The sequence below is a fragment of the Nocardiopsis sp. TSRI0078 genome (genome assembly GCF_001905145.1).
Lineage (GTDB): Bacteria > Actinomycetota > Actinomycetes > Streptosporangiales > Streptosporangiaceae > Nocardiopsis.
On record NZ_LWLB01000018.1, the window covers coordinates 1 to 16,359 of the forward strand.

Genomic DNA, 16,359 nt, shown 5'->3' on the forward strand with positions numbered 1-16,359 from the left:
CCCAAACAGGCCCTAGTTCTGCGAGGCCTTCATGTGGGCCTCGACGGCGGCGCGGTCGGCGCGCAGCTTGGCCAGGGCCTCATCGAGGATGAGCTTGCCCTCCTCCTCGCTGCGGCGTTCCTTCACGTACGCCAGGTGGGTCTTGTACGGCTCGGTGCGCGGCGGCGACGGAGGGTTCGCCTTGTCCTTGCCCGCGGGGAAACCGCAGCGCGGGCAGTCCCACTCGTCGGGCACCAGCGCCTCGCTCGCGAAGCTGGGCACGACCTCGTGCAGGTTCGCGCAGTAGAACGGAACCCGAACGCGGGGGGCGGCCTCACCCCGCTCCGCCTCGCCCATGGGGCCGGCTCCGACACGGCTGCCACGGATGGCACTGCCACTACCCACGAAAAACTCCTTCGGCGAACTCGCTCACCGGATCTCGGGCGAGCTTGACTGTGGACGGGGGGTGCGTCCCACGGGGCGCGGGCTACATCCCCCGGTTGATCAGCAGGCCGAGGACGACGATGGCGAGGATCCAGGCGACCGCGATCCCGATCGTCATGCGGTCGAGGTTGCGCTCCACCACCGACGAACCGCCGAGCGAGGACGTGACGCCGCCGCCGAACATGTCGGAGAGGCCGCCACCCTTGCCCTTGTGCATGAGCACCAGCAGGACCAGCAGCACGCTGAGAAGCATCACGAAGATGGACAGACCGAGGATCACACGCTCACCCGTAGCTCGACCCCGAAGCGGGGGGATGGACACCTCGATCCCCACTTCCCGCCCGCGGCAGCGGCTGTACCGGGCCGATACGGGTGTCGGGGAAGGAGGAGACCGGGGACAATTTCGGATTTTACCGTGCCCATGGCGGCACGGGCGGGGAAACCGCGGGACACGGAAAACCCCACAGCGAAGTCTAGCCCGACCGGAGACCTGTCGGGCACCCGGCCCGTCACTATCGGGCGTCGAGGATGACGGACCGGGTTCCCCGCCCGGCGGTTACTGCTCGCCGAAGCGGATGATCCTGGCGAACTCGTCGGCCTTGAGGCAGGCACCGCCGACCAGGGCGCCGTCGACGTCGTCCTTGGCCATGATGCCGGAGGCGTTGTCGCCCTTGACCGAACCGCCGTACAGGACGCGCACCGCGCCCGCGATCTCGGGCGAGTACAGCTCGGCCAGGCGCTTGCGGACCGCCGAGCACACCTCCTGGGCGTCCTCGGGGGTGGCGACCTCGCCGGTGCCGATGGCCCACACCGGCTCGTAGGCGACGACGAGCCTCTCGGCCTGCTCGGCCGGGACCTCCTTGAGGGCGCCGTCCAGCTGGGCCAGGACGTGCTCGACCTGCCGGCCCGCCTGGCGCACCTCCAGGCCCTCTCCGACGCACAGGATCGGGACGATCTCGTTCTTGAAGGCGGCCTTGACCTTGGCGTTGACCAGGGCGTCGTCCTCCTGGTGGTACTCGCGGCGCTCGGAGTGGCCCACGAGCACGTAGGAGCAGTCCAGCTTGGCCAGCATGGCACCGGAGATCTCGCCGGTGTAGGCGCCCTTGTCATGGGCGGAGACGTCCTGGGCGCCGTAGCCGATCCTGAGCTTGTCGCCGTCGACCAGCGTCTGGACGCTGCGCAGGTCGGTGAACGGCGGCAGGACGACGACCTCGGCGTTGTCGTAGTCCTTGTCGTTCAGCGCGAACGCCAGCTTCTGGACGAGCGCGATGGCCTCCAGGTGGTTGTTGTTCATCTTCCAGTTGCCCGCGATGAGCGGCAGGCGCTGGGACATGTCGGTACTTCCTTCGGGATGGTCGAGGAACTCCCCCGGACCCCGCCGAAAGGGGACACGGCGGGTTCCGGAGCGGACACTGCTTACTTGAGGGCGTCGATACCGGGCAGGTCCTTGCCCTCCAGGTACTCCAGGCTGGCGCCGCCACCGGTGGAGATGTGGCCGAAGGCCGCCTCGTCGAAGCCGAGCGCGCGCACGGCCGCGGCGGAGTCGCCGCCGCCGACCACGGTGAAGGCGCCCGAGTCGACCAGGGCCCGGGCCAGCGCGCGGGTGCCGCCCGCGTAGGGCTCCATCTCGAACACGCCCATCGGGCCGTTCCAGAACACGGTCCTGGTGTCGGCGAGCTTCTCGGCGAAGAGCGCCTGGCTCCTGGGGCCGATGTCCAGGCCCATCCGGTCGGCCGGGATGGCGTCGACGCCGACCGCGTCGTGCGCGGCGTCGGCGGAGAACTTCTCGGCGGCCACGACGTCCACCGGCAGGACGATCTCCACGCCCTCGCGCTCGGCGCGCTCCAGGTAGCCCCTGACGGTGTCGAGCTGGTCGGCCTCCAGCAGGCTGGAGCCGACCTCGTAGCCCTTGGCCTTGAGGAAGGTGAAGACCATGCCGCCGCCGATGAGCAGGCGGTCGGCGGTACCGAGGAGGTTGTCGATGACACCGAGCTTGTCGGAGACCTTGGACCCGCCCAGGACCACGGCGTAGGGGCGCTCGGGTTCGCCGGTGAGCTTCCGGAGCACCTCGACCTCGGTCAGTACCAGGCCGCCGACGGCGTGCGGGAGCCTTCCGGGCAGGTCGTAGACGCTGGCGTGCCTGCGGTGCACGGCGCCGAAGGCGTCGCCGACGTACAGGTCGGCGAGCTGGGCGAAGCGGTCGGCGAGCTCGCCGCGCTCGGCGTCGTCCTTGCTGGTCTCACCGGGCTCGAAACGCACGTTCTCCAGCAGCGCGACCTGGCCGTCCTCCAGGGCGGCGGAGGTGGCGCGGGCCGACTCGCCGGCGGTGTCGGCCGCGAAGGCCACCTCGGCGCCGAGCAACTCGCCCAGGCGGACGGCGACGGGGCGCAGGGAGTAGCGGGGGTCGGGCGCGCCCTTGGGGCGGCCCAGGTGGGCGGCGACGATGACACGGGCACCGCGCTCGCGGAGCGCGGAGATGGTCGGCACGGCCGCACGGATGCGACCGTCGTCGGTGATCCGGTCGCCGTCCAGGGGCACGTTCAGGTCGGCCCGGACGAACACGCGCTTGCCGGAGACGTCGAGTTCGTCGATCGTCCGCATGCTGGTCTCCTCTTGGAATGTGGGGTTGGGCGGTCCCGGGCGGTGGAGCCGGGAGGGACGTGCACGACGGCACCCCTTCGCGCGAACTGCGGGCGAAGGGGTGCCGTCTCACGCGCCGGTGGCCATGAGGGCCGTGGACGCTACAGGCCGGATCCGACCAGCTTGGCCAGGTCGACCAGGCGGTTGGAGTAGCCCCACTCGTTGTCGTACCAGCCGACGATCTTGACCTGGTTGCCGAAGGCCATGGTCAGCTTGGAGTCGAAGGTGCAGGAGGGCGAGGTGCCGACGATGTCGGAGGAGACGATCTCGTCCTCGGTGTAGAGGAGCACGTCCTTGAGCGGACCCTCGGCGGCGGCCTTGAACGCGGCGTTGACCTCGTCCTTGGTGACCTCGCGCTCCAGGGTGACGACCAGGTCGGTCACCGAGCCGTCCGGCACGGGCACGCGCATGGCCATGCCGTCCAGCTTGCCCTGCAGCTCCGGGATGACCAGGGCGGTGGCCTTGGCGGCACCGGTCGTGGTCGGGATGATGTTCTGCGCGGCCGCGCGGGCACGGCGCAGGTCCTTGTGCGGGAAGTCGAGGATGACCTGGTCGTTGGTGTAGGCGTGCACCGTGGTCATCAGACCCTGCTGGATGCCGAAGCTGTCCAGGAGCACCTTCGCCATGGGCGCCACGCAGTTGGTGGTGCAGGAGGCGTTGGAGACGATGTGGTGGTTGGCCGCGTCGTACTTGTCGTCGTTGACGCCCATGACGACGGTCAGGTCCTCGCCCTTGGCCGGGGCGGAGATGATGACCTTCTTGGCGCCGGCCTCGATGTGCTTCTTGGCGTCCTCGGCCTTGGTGAAGCGGCCGGTGGACTCGATGACGACGTCCACGTTCAGGTCCGACCAGGGCAGCTGGGCCGGGTCGCGCTGGGCCAGGACCTTGATGCTCTTGTCGCCGACGCGGATGAAGTCCTCGCCGACCTCGACCTCACCGCTCAGGGTGCCGAGCACGGTGTCGTACTTGAGCAGGTGCGCGAGCGTCTTGGTGTCGGTGAGGTCGTTGACCGCGACGATTTCGATGTCGCTGCCGCCAGCGGCGACCGCGCGCCAGAAATTGCGGCCGATTCGACCGAAGCCGTTGACGCCTACACGGATGGTCACGGAACCAATCCCCTCATATATCGCACATCATTTCCACCCGGGCATTCCCCCACCTGGAACGGGGCCGCGCCGGGACGAACCGGACGGCCGCCATGAGCAGGGTCAACGCACACCGGGTGTTCAGGAAGAGCCTAGCGGAGCACCGGCGGGGAGCCGCGGCCGGGCGCTACCGGACCCTTGTGGATTCGCGACCATCCTGGCACCGCGCGCCGTAAAGGTCTATACCATTGTCGGAAGTTATCCACGAGTTTGTCCTGTTAACAAAGCCGAACACCGGTGTTACGCCGGAGTTGACGGCTCCGGGAGCGCTTCCGGTCAGGGGACCAGCATGTCCGGGGTGAGGTTGGCCTCGGTCCCCTCGATGCCCAGGTCGCTCGCGCGCTTGTCCGCCATGGCCAGCAGCCTGCGGATGCGTCCCGCGATGGCGTCCTTGGTCAGCGGCGGGACGGACAGCTGGCCCAGCTCCTCCAGTGAGGCCTGCTTGTGCGCCAGGCGCAGCTGGCCCGCGGCCACCAGGTGCTTGGGCGCGTCGTCGCCCAGGATCTCCAGGGCCCGCTCCACGCGCGCACCGGCGGCCACCGCCGCCCGCGCGCTGCGCCGCAGGTTGGCGTCGTCGAAGTTGGCCAACCGGTTGGCGGTCGCGCGCACCTCCCGGCGCATCCGCCTCTCCTCCCACGCCAGCACGCTCTGGTGCGCGCCCAGCAGGGTCAGCAGCGCGCCGATGGAGTCTCCGTCGCGCACCACCACCCGGTCCACGCCGCGCACCTCGCGGGCCTTGGCGTGCACCTTCAGGCGGCGCGCCGCGCCCACCAGCGCCAGCGCGGCCTCCGGCCCGGGGCAGGTGACCTCCAGGGACATCGACCGGCCCGGCTCGGTCAGGGAGCCGTGCGCGATGAACGCGCCCCGCCACGCCGACTCGGCGTCGCAGGCCCCGCCCGCCACGACGTGCCGGGGCAGACCGCGCACCGGACGGCCGTTGTTGTCCACCAGCCCCGTCTGCCGGGCCAGGGACTCGCCGTCCTTGATCACCCGCACCACGTACCGGTTGCCCTTGCGCAGGCCGCTGGGAGAGAGCACGACCATCTCGGACTCGTGGCCGAAGACCTCGGAGATGTCCTTGCGCAGACGGCGCGCGGCCACTCCGGTGTCGAGTTCGGCCTCGATCACGATCCGCCCGCCCACCAGGTGCAGGCCCCCGGTGAAACGCAGGATGGTGGACACCTCCGCCTTGCGGCAGCATGGCTTGAGAATGGCCAGACGGCTCAACTCATCCTTCACCACGCCGGTCATCGCCATCGCTGCGGTCCTCCCCGTCGAACAAGCCGACCCGGCACCGCGGGCTCGGTGCCGGGATGTGCCGCCGCGGCCCTGCCACGAGCGGCTTTCTCCGTCGCAGACTACGTGACGAGGCGCCAGGTGCCGACCCCTGCACGGCGTGTTGCCCATCCACCACCCTGGCCGGCGGCGGTCCTGTGGGCCTTCGTGCCGGTGTGCGGTCAATTGCTCCCGGCCTGGGAGGACAGCATCCCGCGCAGGTGGTCGCGCAGGACGAGGGCGTGGTTGTGCTCGGTGTCCCGTGCCGCGTACAGCAGGGTGACGGGTCCCCTCCGCGCCGCCTCCAGGAGCGGGTCCAGCACCTCCGGGCGGGCCTCCAGCTCCGCCCGGTAGCGCTCGGCGAACTCGGTGAAGCGCGAGGGTTCGTGGCCGAACCACCTGCGCAGCCCGTCGCTCGGCGCGGCCTCCCTCACCCAGGCGGCCCCCTCCAGGGCCTCCTTGGACACCCCGCGCGGCCACAGCCGGTCCACGAGGAAGCGGCGGCCCGGCGGCGGGGCCGGTCCCCCACCGGGTCCGCGCGCCGCGCGGACCTCGTCGTGGACGCGCTCCAGGTACACGTGGTGCTCGGCCATGGCGGGGGTCTTCCCGCTCCCCGCCGGCCGAACCCGTCAGTGTGCCAGGATACGCTCGAAGGCCGCCGCGAGCCGGTCGGGGTCGTGGCGCGGGGTGCCGTCGTCGCGCGACAGGTGCGCCAGCTCCAGGCGTCCGCCCAGTCGGCCGACCACCTCCAGCAGGGGCTCGACCTCCTCCACGGCCCCCCGGTCGGCGAGCACCATGTCCACCCCGAGTTTGGGGGCGTGCTCGTGCAGCACCTCCAGGTAGGTCTCGGGGCGGAAGCCGTCGGTCTCGCCCTGCTGGGGCGACAGGTTCAGCGCCACCATGCGCCTGGCCCGGGTGGTGACCAGGGCGTGCGCCAGGTCCGGGACCAGCAGGTGGGGCAGCACACTGGTGAACCACGACCCGGGGCCGAACACCACCCAGTCGGCCTCGCGCACCGCCTTGACCGCCTGCGGGCTGGCGGGCGGGGCCTCCGGGACCAGGGAGATGGAGCGCACCTTGCCGCTGGTGCTGGCGCACGCCACCTGGCCGCGCACCGTGGTCAGCTCCTCGGGGCGCTCCGGGTCGATCCCCGAGACCTCCGCGGCGATGTCCAGCGGCACCGACGACATCGGCAGTACGCGGCCGTGCGCGCCCAGCAGCTGGCCCACCCAGTCCAGGCCCGCCACCGAGTCGCCGAGCAGCTCCCACAGGGCCACGATCAGCAGGTTGCCGACCGCGTGGCCGTGCAGCTCCCCCTCCGAGCGGAACCGGTGCTGGATCACCTGGCTCCAGGTGTGCCCCCACTCGTCGTCACCGCACAGCGCGGCCAGCGCCATCCGCAGGTCTCCGGGCGGAAGGACGCCGAGCTCCCTGCGGAGCCGGCCGCTGGACCCGCCGTCGTCGGCGACCGTGACGATCGCCGTCACGTCGGTGGTCACCCTCCTCAGGGCCGACAGGGAGGCGTGCAGGCCGTGCCCGCCCCCCAGCGCGACCACCCGGGGCGGGCGCCGCCCGTCCTCGTCGGGTGTTGTGCTCATCATGGCTGTGGTCTGCCCCTCGTCCCATGTCCACCGGACGAATCGGACCGTACCACCGGAAACGGTGTACCGACGGCCTCCGCGGTCCCGGACGGACGCGCCGGGCTCACTCCCGGCCGACGTCCCTGTGGACCACGTGCACGTCCACGCCCTGGCCGCGCAGGCGTTCGGCGAACTGCTCGGCCATGGCCACACTGCGGTGCTTGCCGCCGGTGCAGCCCACCGCCAGGGTCATGTAGTGCTTGCCCTCGCGCTGGTACCCGGCGATGGTCAGCCTGAGGACCTCGGTGTAGGCCTCCAGCATCTCCTTGGCCCCGTCCTGGGACAGGACGTAGTCGCTCACCTGGTCGTCCCGGCCGTTCATCGGCCTGAGCTCGGGCACCCAGTGGGGGTTGGGGAGGAAGCGGCAGTCCAGCACCAGGTCGGCGTCCACGGGCAGGCCGTGCTTGAAGCCGAAGGAGACCACGTTGGCGCGGGGCCGCGCCTCGTCGCTCTGCCCGAAGAAGCCGATCACCCGGGCCTTGAGCTGGTGCACGTTGAGCTGGGAGGTGTCGATGACCAGGTCGGCCTCGCCCCGGACGGCGCGCAGGGTCTCGCGCTCGCGGTCGATCCCGTCGGTCAGGCGGCCGTCGCCCTGGAGGGGGTGGGGCCTGCGCACGCCCTCGAAGCGCCGGACCAGGGCCTCGTCGCCGGCCTCCAGGTAGAGCACGCGCGCGATGATGTCGCGCTTGCGCAGTTCCTCCACCGTGGACAGCAGATCCTCGGTGAAGGCCAGCGAGCGCACGTCGACGACCACCGCGACCCGCGGCACGGCGCCGTGCGTGCGCCCCGCCAGCTCGATCATCGTCGGCAGCAGTCCCGGTGGCAGGTTGTCCACCACGAACCAGTCCAGGTCCTCCAGGGCCCTGGCCGCCGTGCTGCGGCCCGCACCGGACATGCCGGTGACTATGACCACCTCGGGCGGTAGCTCTCCGCCCAGTTCGACCGTCATACCTCTCCTCCCCCGTTCTCGGTGTTCCGTTCTGGTGCCCCGTCACCCTCCCCACCCGTGCCGGCGGGGCCGCCGGACAGGTGCGCGTGCACGGACTCGGCCAGTTTGGGGCCGATCCCGGGCACCGCCGCGATCTCCTCGGCTGTGGCCGAGGCCAGTCGTCTCACCGAGCCGAACTCCTTGATCAGGGCCGACCTGCGGGTCGGACCGAGGCCGGGCAGCTCGTCCAGGCTGCTTCCTGTGAGCGCCTTGGCGCGCTTTTGCCGGTGGTACCGGATGGCGAAGCGGTGCGCCTCGTCCCGCACCCGTTGGAGCAGGTAGAGGCCCTCTCCCGTGCGGGGCAGGATCACCGGGTCCTCGTCGCCGGGCAACCACACCTCCTCCAGGCGCTTGGCCAGGCCGCACACCGCGACGTCCTCGATCCCGAGCTCGTCCAGGGCGCGGCGCGCCGCCTCGGCCTGGGGCCGGGCGCCGTCCACCACCACAAGGTTAGGCGGATAGGCGAACCTGCCGGGTGAAGGCTCGTCGTCGCTCTGGTGACCACCGTGGTCCCCGGTCTCCCCCATCCGGGCGACCTCGCCGCTCCTGGAGCTCTCCTCCAGGTAGCGGCGGAAGCGGCGGCGGATCACCTCGTACATGGCGGCGACGTCGTGCTGTTCGCGTCCGCCCTCGCCGCTGCCCCGGATGGAGAAGCGGCGGTACTCGGACTTGCGGGCCAGCCCGTCCTCGAAGACCACCATGGACGCCACCACGTGCTCGCCCTGGAGGTTGGAGATGTCGAAGCACTCGATGCGCAGCGGCGCCTCGGGCAGGTCCAGGGCCTCCTGGATCTCGTTGAGCGCACGGCTGCGGGTGCTCAGGTCCCCGGCGCGGTGGGTCTTGTGCCGGGCCAGTGCCTCGCGGGCGTTCTTGTCGACGGTCTCCAGGAGGGACCTCTTGTCCCCTCGCCGGGGAACCCGCAGGTCCACGGCGGCGCCGCGGTGCTCCGACAGCCAGGCGGCCATGGCCGCGGGATCGGCGGGCTCGTGGGAGACCAGGACCTCGCGGGGGACGGCGGTGCCGGTCCCCCCGCTCTCGTCGGCGCCCTCGGCGGGTCCGTAGAGCTGCCCCAGGAAGGTGCTCATCAGCTCGGCCGGGGAGTCGTCGGTGACCTTGTCCACCACGTAGCCGCGCTGGCCGCGGATGCGGCCGCCGCGCACGTGGAAGATCTGGACGGCGGCCTCCAGCTGGTCGTCGGCCATGGCGATGACGTCGCAGTCGGTGGAGTCGGGCAGGACGACGGCCTGCTTCTCCAGGGCGGCCCGCAGCGCCTCGATGTCGTCGCGAAGGCGGGCGGCGCGCTCGTACTCCATCTCCTGGGCGGCCTCCTTCATCCGCGTCTCCAGTTCGCGGATGAACCGGCCGGTGTCCCCCGCCAGGAAGGAGCAGAAGTCCTCGGCCAGGGCCCGGTGCTCCTGCGGCGAGGCCCTGCCGACGCAGGGGGCCACGCACTTGCCGATGTAGCCGAGCAGGCAGGGGCGGCCGCTGTTGCGGGCGCCGCGGAACACCCCGGGCGAGCAGGTGCGCACGGGGAAGACCCGCAGCAGCAGGTCGACGGTCTCGCGGATGGCCCAGGCGTGGGAGTAGGGGCCGAAGTAGCGCACCCCCCTGCGCTTGGCGCCGCGCATGACCTGCACCCGGGGGAACTCCTCTTGGAGGGTGACCGCCAGGTAGGGGTAGCTCTTGTCGTCGCGGTACTTGACGTTGAACCGGGGGTCGTACTGCTTGATCCAGGAGTACTCCAGCTGGAGTGCCTCCACCTCGGTGCCGACGATCGTCCAGTCCACGTCGGCGGCGGTGGAGACCATCTGCTGGGTGCGCGGGTGCAGCCCGGCGAAGTCGCGGAAGTAGGAGGAGAGCCGGGACCGCAGGTTCTTGGCCTTGCCCACGTAGATGACGCGGCCCGAGGCGTCCCGGAACCGGTACACGCCCGGGTCGGTCGGAATGGAACCGGGCGCGGGACGCAGGAGAGGAGTCGCAGCCATGCCCCCATTCTGGTCGTTGGGAGGGACATACGGCCAACCGAGGCTCGCGCGCCCTCGGGGTGTCGCACCTCACCACGGCGGGCCGCCGCCCTCCCCCCGCTCCTCCGACGGCCCCGTTTCGGACCGGGGAGCGCGCTCTCCCCGCCCATCGCATGCAAGGCAAACGTCACGATTACGTATCCGCATGGTCTAAGTTGGGCGAGGACGTTTGGTATTTCCGACATGGAAGACAAGGGGGCCCTCGCCGTGAGCGTTCAGCAATGGATAACGATCGGCGTCGCCGTCGCCATCGCGGTGCTGCTGGTCTTCGCCGGGCGCTGGGTGCTCAAGCACAAGCTGGGCAGGGTCTGGCGGGTGTCCCGGTACCTGGTCTCGCGTACGACCTACACGGCCTACGGCGCGGCCGCCGTGCTCGGTGCGAACCTTGCCCTGCCCAACCCGGGCAACGATCCGAACGAGGTGAGCTGGAGCACGTTCCGGACCATCGACCACGCGATGAGCATCCTCATGATCGCGACGTTGACGGCTCTGGGCATCAGTCTGGCCTACGCCGCCACGGACATGATCCTGGCGCGCCTGTCGATCGCCAACGGCGACGCCGACCGCAAGGCCCGCCGCCTGCAGACCCAGGTGCGGCTGCTGCGCAGGGTCATCACCTCGATCATCGTGGTCCTGGCGATCGCCGCCATCCTGTTCACCTTCGACGAGGTCAAGGCGCTCGGCGCCGGGCTGCTGGCCTCGGCCGGCGTCATCGGCATCGTCGCCGGTGTGGCCGCCCAGTCCACCCTGGGCAACCTGTTCGCCGGGCTGCAGCTGACCTTCAGCGACGCCCTGCGCATCGGCGACGTGGTCGTGGTCGAGGGTGAGTGGGGCCGGGTCGAGGAGCTCAGCCTGGTCAACGTCACCATCAAGATCTGGGACGAGCGCCGCCTCGTGGTGCCGGTCGCCAACTTCACCACGACCAGCTTCGAGAACTGGACCAAGCAGGGCACGGCGATCACCGCCAAGGTGATGCTGCCGCTGGACTGGGAGGTCCCGATCGAGGAGCTGCGCGAGGAGGCCGGGCGCCTGATCACCTCCAGCAAGCACTGGGACGGGCGCAGCTGGTCCTGCCAGGTCGTGGACATCACCGAGACCGGCGATGTGATGGTGCGGGTGGTGGCCACCGCCGCCGACACGGGCAACCAGTGGGACATCGCCTGCCAGATCCGCGAGCACCTGATCAACTGGCTGGTCGCCAACTACCCCGAGTCCCTGCCGCGCGACCGCACCCAGTTCTTCTCCGAGGACGCGAACGAGGCCTCCTACGCCTCCCAGTTCCCGACCTCGGCGTTCCGGCGCCGCGAGCCCAACGGCGTCAGCGGTCCTTCCGGGGGCGACCCCGGCGAGGCCTGAGCCCCTGTCACGACGCGAACGGCGCCCGGAGCGGATCGCTCCGGGCGCCGTTCGCGTGTTGGGGGCGGGGCGGGCGCCGCACCTCAGGACTCGGCCGCCGACTCCAGGATGATGTCGGTGCCGTCGACGGTGACGACGAACGACTCCAGCGGCTCCTGCGCCGGTCCGGTCACCGGCTCCCCCGTGGAGATGTCGAACTCGCTGCCGTGGCACAGGCAGCGGATGACCTCGTCCACCTCCTGGACGGTGCAGCCCCCGTGCGTGCACGCGGCGCCGAAGGCCCGGTAGTCGTCCTTCTCCGGCTGGGTGACGACCAGCTTGCTGTTGCTGAAGACGGTCCCCGCGCCCTCGGGGACGTCGGTGGTCTGTCCGACCACCTGGCCGTACCGGACCTCCTGGGCCCTGGGCTCCTCGCCGCCGCAGGCGCTCGCGGCCGTGACGGCCGCGGCCGCCCCCGCCGTCCCGAGCAGACGACGCCTGCTCATCCCGCACCCGCACGTCCTCTTACCGGCCACGACCAAACGCTCCTCACCTGCGCCGAAATATCACTACACAATGTAGTAGCCGTGGCGGAGTGCCCGGATCCGGGGTGTATTTCCGGAGGGGTCCTCCCCGGCCGGTCCTCAGAGCATCTTGGCCAGGAACCGCCCGGTGTAGGACTCGGCCACCGCCGCGACCTCCTCGGGGGTGCCCTCCGCGACCACCTCGCCGCCGCCGGAGCCGCCCTCGGGCCCCATGTCGATGACGTGGTCGGCGGTCTTGATGACGTCGAGGTTGTGCTCGATGACGATCACCGTGTTGCCGCTGTCGGTCAGCCGGTCGAGGACTCCCAGGAGCTTGCGGATGTCCTCGAAGTGCAGGCCGGTGGTGGGCTCGTCGAGCACGTACACCGTGCGCCCGGTGGAGCGGCGCTGCAGCTCGGAGGCGAGCTTGACCCGCTGGGCCTCACCGCCGGAGAGCGTGGTGGCGGGCTGGCCCAGCCGCACGTACCCCAGGCCGACGTCCTCCAGGGTCTGCAGGTGGCGGCGGATCGCGTTGATCGGCTCGAAGAACTCCAGGGCCTCGGAGATGGGCATGTCGAGCACCTCGGAGATGTTCTTTCCCTTGTACCGGACCTGGAGGGTCTCCCGGTTGTACCGGGCGCCGTGGCACACCTCGCAGGGCACGTAGACGTCGGGCAGGAACTGCATCTCGATCTTGAGCGTGCCGTCCCCGGCGCAGGCCTCGCAGCGGCCGCCCTTGACGTTGAAGGAGAACCGGCCGGGCATGTAGCCGCGCGTCTTGGCGTCGGTGGTCTGCGCGAACAGCTTGCGGACGTGGTCGAAGACCCCGGAGTAGGTGGCCGGGTTGGAGCGCGGGGTCCGCCCGATGGGGCTCTGGTCCACGTGCACGACCTTGTCGACCTTGTTCACGCCGTTGACCCGCAGGTGGCGGCCGGGTACCTCGCGCGCCCCGTTGAGCTCCTTGGCCAGCGCCTTGTACAGGATCTCGTTGACCAGGGTGGACTTGCCCGAGCCCGACACACCGGTGACGGCGGTGAAGACACCCAGCGGGAAGGTGACGTCGATGCCCTCGAGGTTGTTCTCGCGGGCTCCCCTGACCACCAGCTCGTGTCCCCGGGTGAGGGGGCGGCGGGTGGCGGGCACCCCGATGCTGCGCCGTCCGGCCAGGTAGTCGCCGGTCAGCGACTCGGGGGAGGTGAGCAGCTCGTCCACGATCCCCGAGACCACGACGTGGCCGCCGTGCTCGCCCGCACCGGGGCCGATGTCGACCACCCAGTCGGCGCTGCGGATGGTGTCCTCGTCGTGTTCGACGACGATGAGCGTGTTGCCGATGTCGCGCAGCCGCTGCAGGGTCTCCAGCAGGCGGGCGTTGTCGCGCTGGTGCAGGCCGATGGAGGGCTCGTCCAGCACGTAGAGCACGCCCACCAGGCCGGAGCCGATCTGGGTCGCCAGGCGGATGCGCTGGGCCTCGCCGCCGGAGAGCGAGCCGGAGGAGCGGGCCAGGCTCAGGTAGTCCAGGCCCACGTCGAGCAGGAAGCCCATACGGGCGTTGATCTCCTTGAGCACCTGGGCGGCGATGACCATGTCGCGCTCGGAGAGCCGCAGGCCGGCCAGGAAGGCCGCGCTCTCGCTGAGCGACATCTGGGCGACCTCGGCGATGGACCTGCCGCCCACGGTCACGGCCAGCACGACCGGCTTGAGGCGGGTCCCCTCACAGGTGGGGCAGGGCACCGTGCGCATGTACCCCTCCAGCCGCTCGCGGCCGTAGTCGCTCTCGGTCTCGGAGTGGCGGCGCCTGACCCAGGGGATGACCCCCTCGAACTCGGTGTAGTAGGAGCGCTGGCGCCCGTAGCGGTTGCGGTAGGAGACGTGGACCTGGGTGTTGTGCCCCTCCAGCAGGGCCTTGCGGGCGCGGCGCGGCAGCTTCTCCCAGGGGGTGTCCAGGTCGAAGCCCACGGCCTCGCCCACCGCCTTGAGGATGCGCTCCCAGTAGCCGCTGTTGGGACCGCCCGACCAGGGGCCGATGGCGCCCTCGGCCAGGGTCCTCTCGGGGTCGGGGACCAGCAGGTCGGGGTCGACCTCCATGCGGGTGCCCAGGCCCGAGCAGTCGGGGCAGGCGCCGTAGGGGGCGTTGAAGGAGAAGGAGCGCGGTTCGAGCTGCTCGAAGGACAGGTCGTCGTAGGGGCAGTACAGGTGCTCGGAGAAGACCTTCTCGCGGTCGGGGTCGCCGGCGTCCACGTCCACGAAGTCCAGGACGATGGTGCCGCCCGCCAGCTTGAGGGCGGTCTCGACGGAGTCGGTCAGGCGCCCGCGCGCGGAGGGCTTGACGGCGAGGCGGTCCACGACCACGGCGATGTCGTGCTTGTCGTAGCGGCCCAGCTTGGGCGCCTCGTCCAGGCGGACGGCCCGCCCGTCCACGACGGCGCGGGTGTAGCCCTTGGACTGCAGGTCCTTGAAGAGTTCGACGTACTCGCCCTTGCGTCCGCGCACGACGGGGGCGAGCACCTGGAAGCGGGTGCCCTCCTCCATCTCCAGGACGCGGTCCACGATCTGCTGGGGGGTCTGCCGGGCGATCTCGCGGCGGCACTCCGGGCAGTGCGGAACGCCCACGCGGGCCCACAGCAGGCGCAGGTAGTCGTAGACCTCGGTGATGGTGCCGACGGTGGAGCGGGGGTTGCGGCTGGTGGACTTCTGGTCGATGGACACGGCCGGGGACAGGCCCTCGATGAAGTCCACGTCCGGCTTGTCCATCTGGCCCAGGAACTGGCGGGCGTAGGCCGACAGGGACTCGACGTAGCGCCGCTGCCCCTCGGCGAAGATCGTGTCGAAGGCCAGGGAGGACTTGCCCGATCCGGACAGGCCGGTGAACACGATCATGGAGTCGCGCGGCAGGTCCAGCGAGACGTCCTTGAGGTTGTGCTCGCGGGCTCCCCGGACTACCAGTTGTTCGACCATCGAGTGAGACATCCTTCGGCATCGGCGCACAGGAAGCGGACCTCGGCGCGCGGGCGTCGGCCGACCCGTGTGTGGCTTCGCGGTGTGGCGGTCGAGGGCCCCACCGGGGGCCGTCTCGGCCTCGGAGGCGGGCCGCTGAGGGGCGCGGAGAAGGCCGCGCGGCTCCCCCGCACGTCCAGACTAACGACCGCCGACGACGGTTTCTTCCGCCTCGGAAAAGCAGTGGCACCCCGGCGCCGGAGCGCCGAGGTGCCACCACTATAGACGAACAGTCGTTCGAATCAGGCCGTTTTGCGGTTTGTCCGGGGATGGGCGGTTCGACCCGCCATGCGGTCAGGAGCGGTCGGTCGAGGGGTCCCTCTCCTCCGCCAGCTCGGGGTGCTTCTTCTCGTCGGACCGGGACTTCAGCAGGCTGCCGACGATGGTGATCGTCATGATGCCGAGGATGACGGTCAGCGACAGGCCGATACCGATCTCGGGCACGTGCACGCCGTTCTCGTGCAGGGCGTGCAGGATCATCTTCGCGCCGATGAACACCATGATCGCCGACAGGCCCCAGCTGATGTAGGCCAGACGGTCCATCAGGCCGGCCAGCAGGAAGTACAGCTGGCGCAGGCCCAGCAGGGCGAACGCGTTGGCGGTGAAGACGATGTAGGCGTCCTGGGTCAGGCCGAAGATCGCCGGGATGGAGTCGACGGCGAAGACCAGGTCGATCATGCCGATGGCGACGATGACCAGCAGCATCGGCGTGACGTGCCGCCTGCCGTCGAGCTTCACCGTGAGCTTGGCGCCGTGGTACTCGTCGGCCACGGGCCAAAAGCGCCTGACCAGGCGCACCGCCGGCGTCTGCGTGAAGTCCTCGTCCTCGTCGTCGCCCTTCACGTGGTCACGGACGATCTTGTAACCGGTGTAGATGAGGAAGGCGCCGAACAGGTAGAAGACCTCGCTCCAGGCGTTGATCACCTGGGCGCCGAGGACGATGAAGATACCGCGCATGACCAGCGCGATCACGATACCGACGAGCAGGACCTCGTGCTGGTACTTCCTGGGCACCGCGAAGGAGCTCATCAGGAGGTAGAACACGAAGAGGTTGTCGATGCTCAGGCTCTTCTCGGTGACGAACCCGGCGAAGTACTCGGCACCGGCGGCCCCGCCGCCGAAGTACCAGACACCGAAACCGAACACGATCGCGATGCCGATGTAGAAGACCGCCCACCAGGCGGCCTGCTTCATGCCGAACTCCTGGGGGCCCTTCTTCTTGCTCCAGGGGTGGTCCACGATGGCCAGGTCGATCACCAGGATGACGACCATGGCTCCGATGGTCGCAGCCCAAAGCCACAAGGGAACGTTCACGAACGGACTCTCCTCCGGTCAGTGCGTGCGGGCGGTCTGCACGCACGTCGAACAACC

The 16,359-nt window shown here is 70.3% G+C and carries 14 protein-coding genes; 1 reads left to right on the forward strand and 13 read right to left on the reverse strand.

Translation table 11 applies throughout. The features are described from left to right. Positions 1-12 precede the first annotated feature (12 nt). The 10 genes from A6A08_RS13820 to uvrC form a co-directional block, all read right to left on the reverse strand. Positions 13-384 carry an RNA polymerase-binding protein RbpA gene (locus A6A08_RS13820; RefSeq protein WP_073703009.1) on the reverse strand — a complete coding sequence of 124 codons (372 nt, stop codon included), beginning with the start codon at positions 382-384 and terminating at the stop codon, positions 13-15. Between the two features lie 82 nt (positions 385-466). After that, a complete protein-coding gene (gene secG, locus A6A08_RS13825; protein ID WP_073703010.1) occupies positions 467-703 on the reverse strand; it encodes a preprotein translocase subunit SecG in 237 nt (78 codons plus the stop codon). Between the two features lie 276 nt (positions 704-979). Further along, a complete protein-coding gene (gene tpiA / locus A6A08_RS13830; RefSeq protein WP_073703011.1) occupies positions 980-1,756 on the reverse strand; it encodes a triose-phosphate isomerase in 777 nt (258 codons plus the stop codon). Positions 1,757-1,839: 83 nt separating this feature from the next. Continuing rightward, complete coding sequence (locus tag A6A08_RS13835; RefSeq protein ID WP_073703012.1) at positions 1,840-3,024, reverse strand: phosphoglycerate kinase; 1,185 nt, start codon at positions 3,022-3,024, stop codon at positions 1,840-1,842. Between the two features lie 140 nt (positions 3,025-3,164). Beyond that, positions 3,165-4,169, reverse strand: a complete 1,005-nt coding sequence (gene gap / locus A6A08_RS13840; protein WP_073703013.1) for a type I glyceraldehyde-3-phosphate dehydrogenase — start codon at positions 4,167-4,169, stop codon at positions 3,165-3,167. A 315-nt stretch (positions 4,170-4,484) separates the two neighbouring features. Then, positions 4,485-5,465 carry a DNA-binding protein WhiA gene (gene whiA, locus A6A08_RS13845; protein ID WP_073703014.1) on the reverse strand — a complete coding sequence of 327 codons (981 nt, stop codon included), beginning with the start codon at positions 5,463-5,465 and terminating at the stop codon, positions 4,485-4,487. 200 nt (positions 5,466-5,665) lie between these two features. Then, positions 5,666-6,076 (reverse strand): DUF488 domain-containing protein, encoded by a 411-nt coding sequence (locus A6A08_RS13850; RefSeq protein ID WP_073703015.1) that lies wholly within the window; start codon positions 6,074-6,076, stop codon positions 5,666-5,668. Between the two features lie 36 nt (positions 6,077-6,112). After that, positions 6,113-7,084, reverse strand: coding sequence for a uridine diphosphate-N-acetylglucosamine-binding protein YvcK (gene yvcK, locus A6A08_RS13855; RefSeq protein WP_378701492.1), 972 nt, complete (start codon positions 7,082-7,084; stop codon positions 6,113-6,115). A gap of 103 nt (positions 7,085-7,187) precedes the next feature. Further along, entirely contained in the window at positions 7,188-8,072 is an 885-nt protein-coding gene (gene rapZ, locus A6A08_RS13860; RefSeq protein ID WP_073703017.1) for an RNase adapter RapZ, read from the reverse strand. Then, a complete protein-coding gene (gene uvrC / locus A6A08_RS13865; RefSeq protein ID WP_073703018.1) occupies positions 8,069-10,096 on the reverse strand; it encodes an excinuclease ABC subunit UvrC in 2,028 nt (675 codons plus the stop codon). The genes rapZ and uvrC overlap by 4 nt, the downstream gene beginning before the upstream one ends. Positions 10,097-10,342: 246 nt before the next feature. Between uvrC and A6A08_RS13870 the strand changes: the two genes are divergently transcribed. Beyond that, entirely contained in the window at positions 10,343-11,491 is a 1,149-nt protein-coding gene (locus tag A6A08_RS13870) for a mechanosensitive ion channel family protein (protein ID WP_073703040.1), read from the forward strand. Between the two features lie 83 nt (positions 11,492-11,574). On the opposite strand, the gene A6A08_RS13875 is transcribed toward A6A08_RS13870, so the two are convergent. From A6A08_RS13875 to A6A08_RS13885, 3 genes are all read right to left on the reverse strand, one after another. Then, the gene (locus tag A6A08_RS13875; RefSeq protein WP_073703019.1) at positions 11,575-11,976 is read right to left on the reverse strand and encodes a Rieske (2Fe-2S) protein; all 402 of its coding nucleotides are present in this window, start codon (positions 11,974-11,976) and stop codon (positions 11,575-11,577) included. 138 nt (positions 11,977-12,114) lie between these two features. After that, on the reverse strand, positions 12,115-14,949 hold the full coding sequence (uvrA, locus tag A6A08_RS13880) for an excinuclease ABC subunit UvrA (RefSeq protein ID WP_073703020.1): 2,835 nt from the start codon (positions 14,947-14,949) through the stop codon (positions 12,115-12,117). Positions 14,950-15,282: 333 nt separating this feature from the next. Continuing rightward, positions 15,283-16,302: a TerC family protein gene (locus A6A08_RS13885; protein WP_073703021.1), complete on the reverse strand. Its 1,020-nt coding sequence runs from the start codon at positions 16,300-16,302 to the stop codon at positions 15,283-15,285. Positions 16,303-16,359: the final 57 nt, after the last annotated feature.

Bases quoted from the DNA above. Each gene is read 5' to 3' on its own strand.
- yvcK (WP_378701492.1), bottom strand. From the start codon at position 7,084: ATGATGAGCACAACACCCGACGAGGACGGGCGGCGCCCGCCCCGGGTG.
- uvrA (WP_073703020.1), bottom strand. From the start codon at position 14,949: ATGGTCGAACAACTGGTAGTCCGGGGAGCCCGCGAGCACAACCTCAAG.
- A6A08_RS13850 (WP_073703015.1), bottom strand. From the start codon at position 6,076: ATGGCCGAGCACCACGTGTACCTGGAGCGCGTCCACGACGAGGTCCGC.
- A6A08_RS13875 (WP_073703019.1), bottom strand. From the start codon at position 11,976: ATGAGCAGGCGTCGTCTGCTCGGGACGGCGGGGGCGGCCGCGGCCGTC.
- A6A08_RS13835 (WP_073703012.1), bottom strand. From the start codon at position 3,024: ATGCGGACGATCGACGAACTCGACGTCTCCGGCAAGCGCGTGTTCGTC.
- uvrC (WP_073703018.1), bottom strand. From the start codon at position 10,096: ATGGCTGCGACTCCTCTCCTGCGTCCCGCGCCCGGTTCCATTCCGACC.
- rapZ (WP_073703017.1), bottom strand. From the start codon at position 8,072: ATGACGGTCGAACTGGGCGGAGAGCTACCGCCCGAGGTGGTCATAGTC.
- whiA (WP_073703014.1), bottom strand. From the start codon at position 5,465: ATGGCGATGACCGGCGTGGTGAAGGATGAGTTGAGCCGTCTGGCCATT.
- tpiA (WP_073703011.1), bottom strand. From the start codon at position 1,756: ATGTCCCAGCGCCTGCCGCTCATCGCGGGCAACTGGAAGATGAACAAC.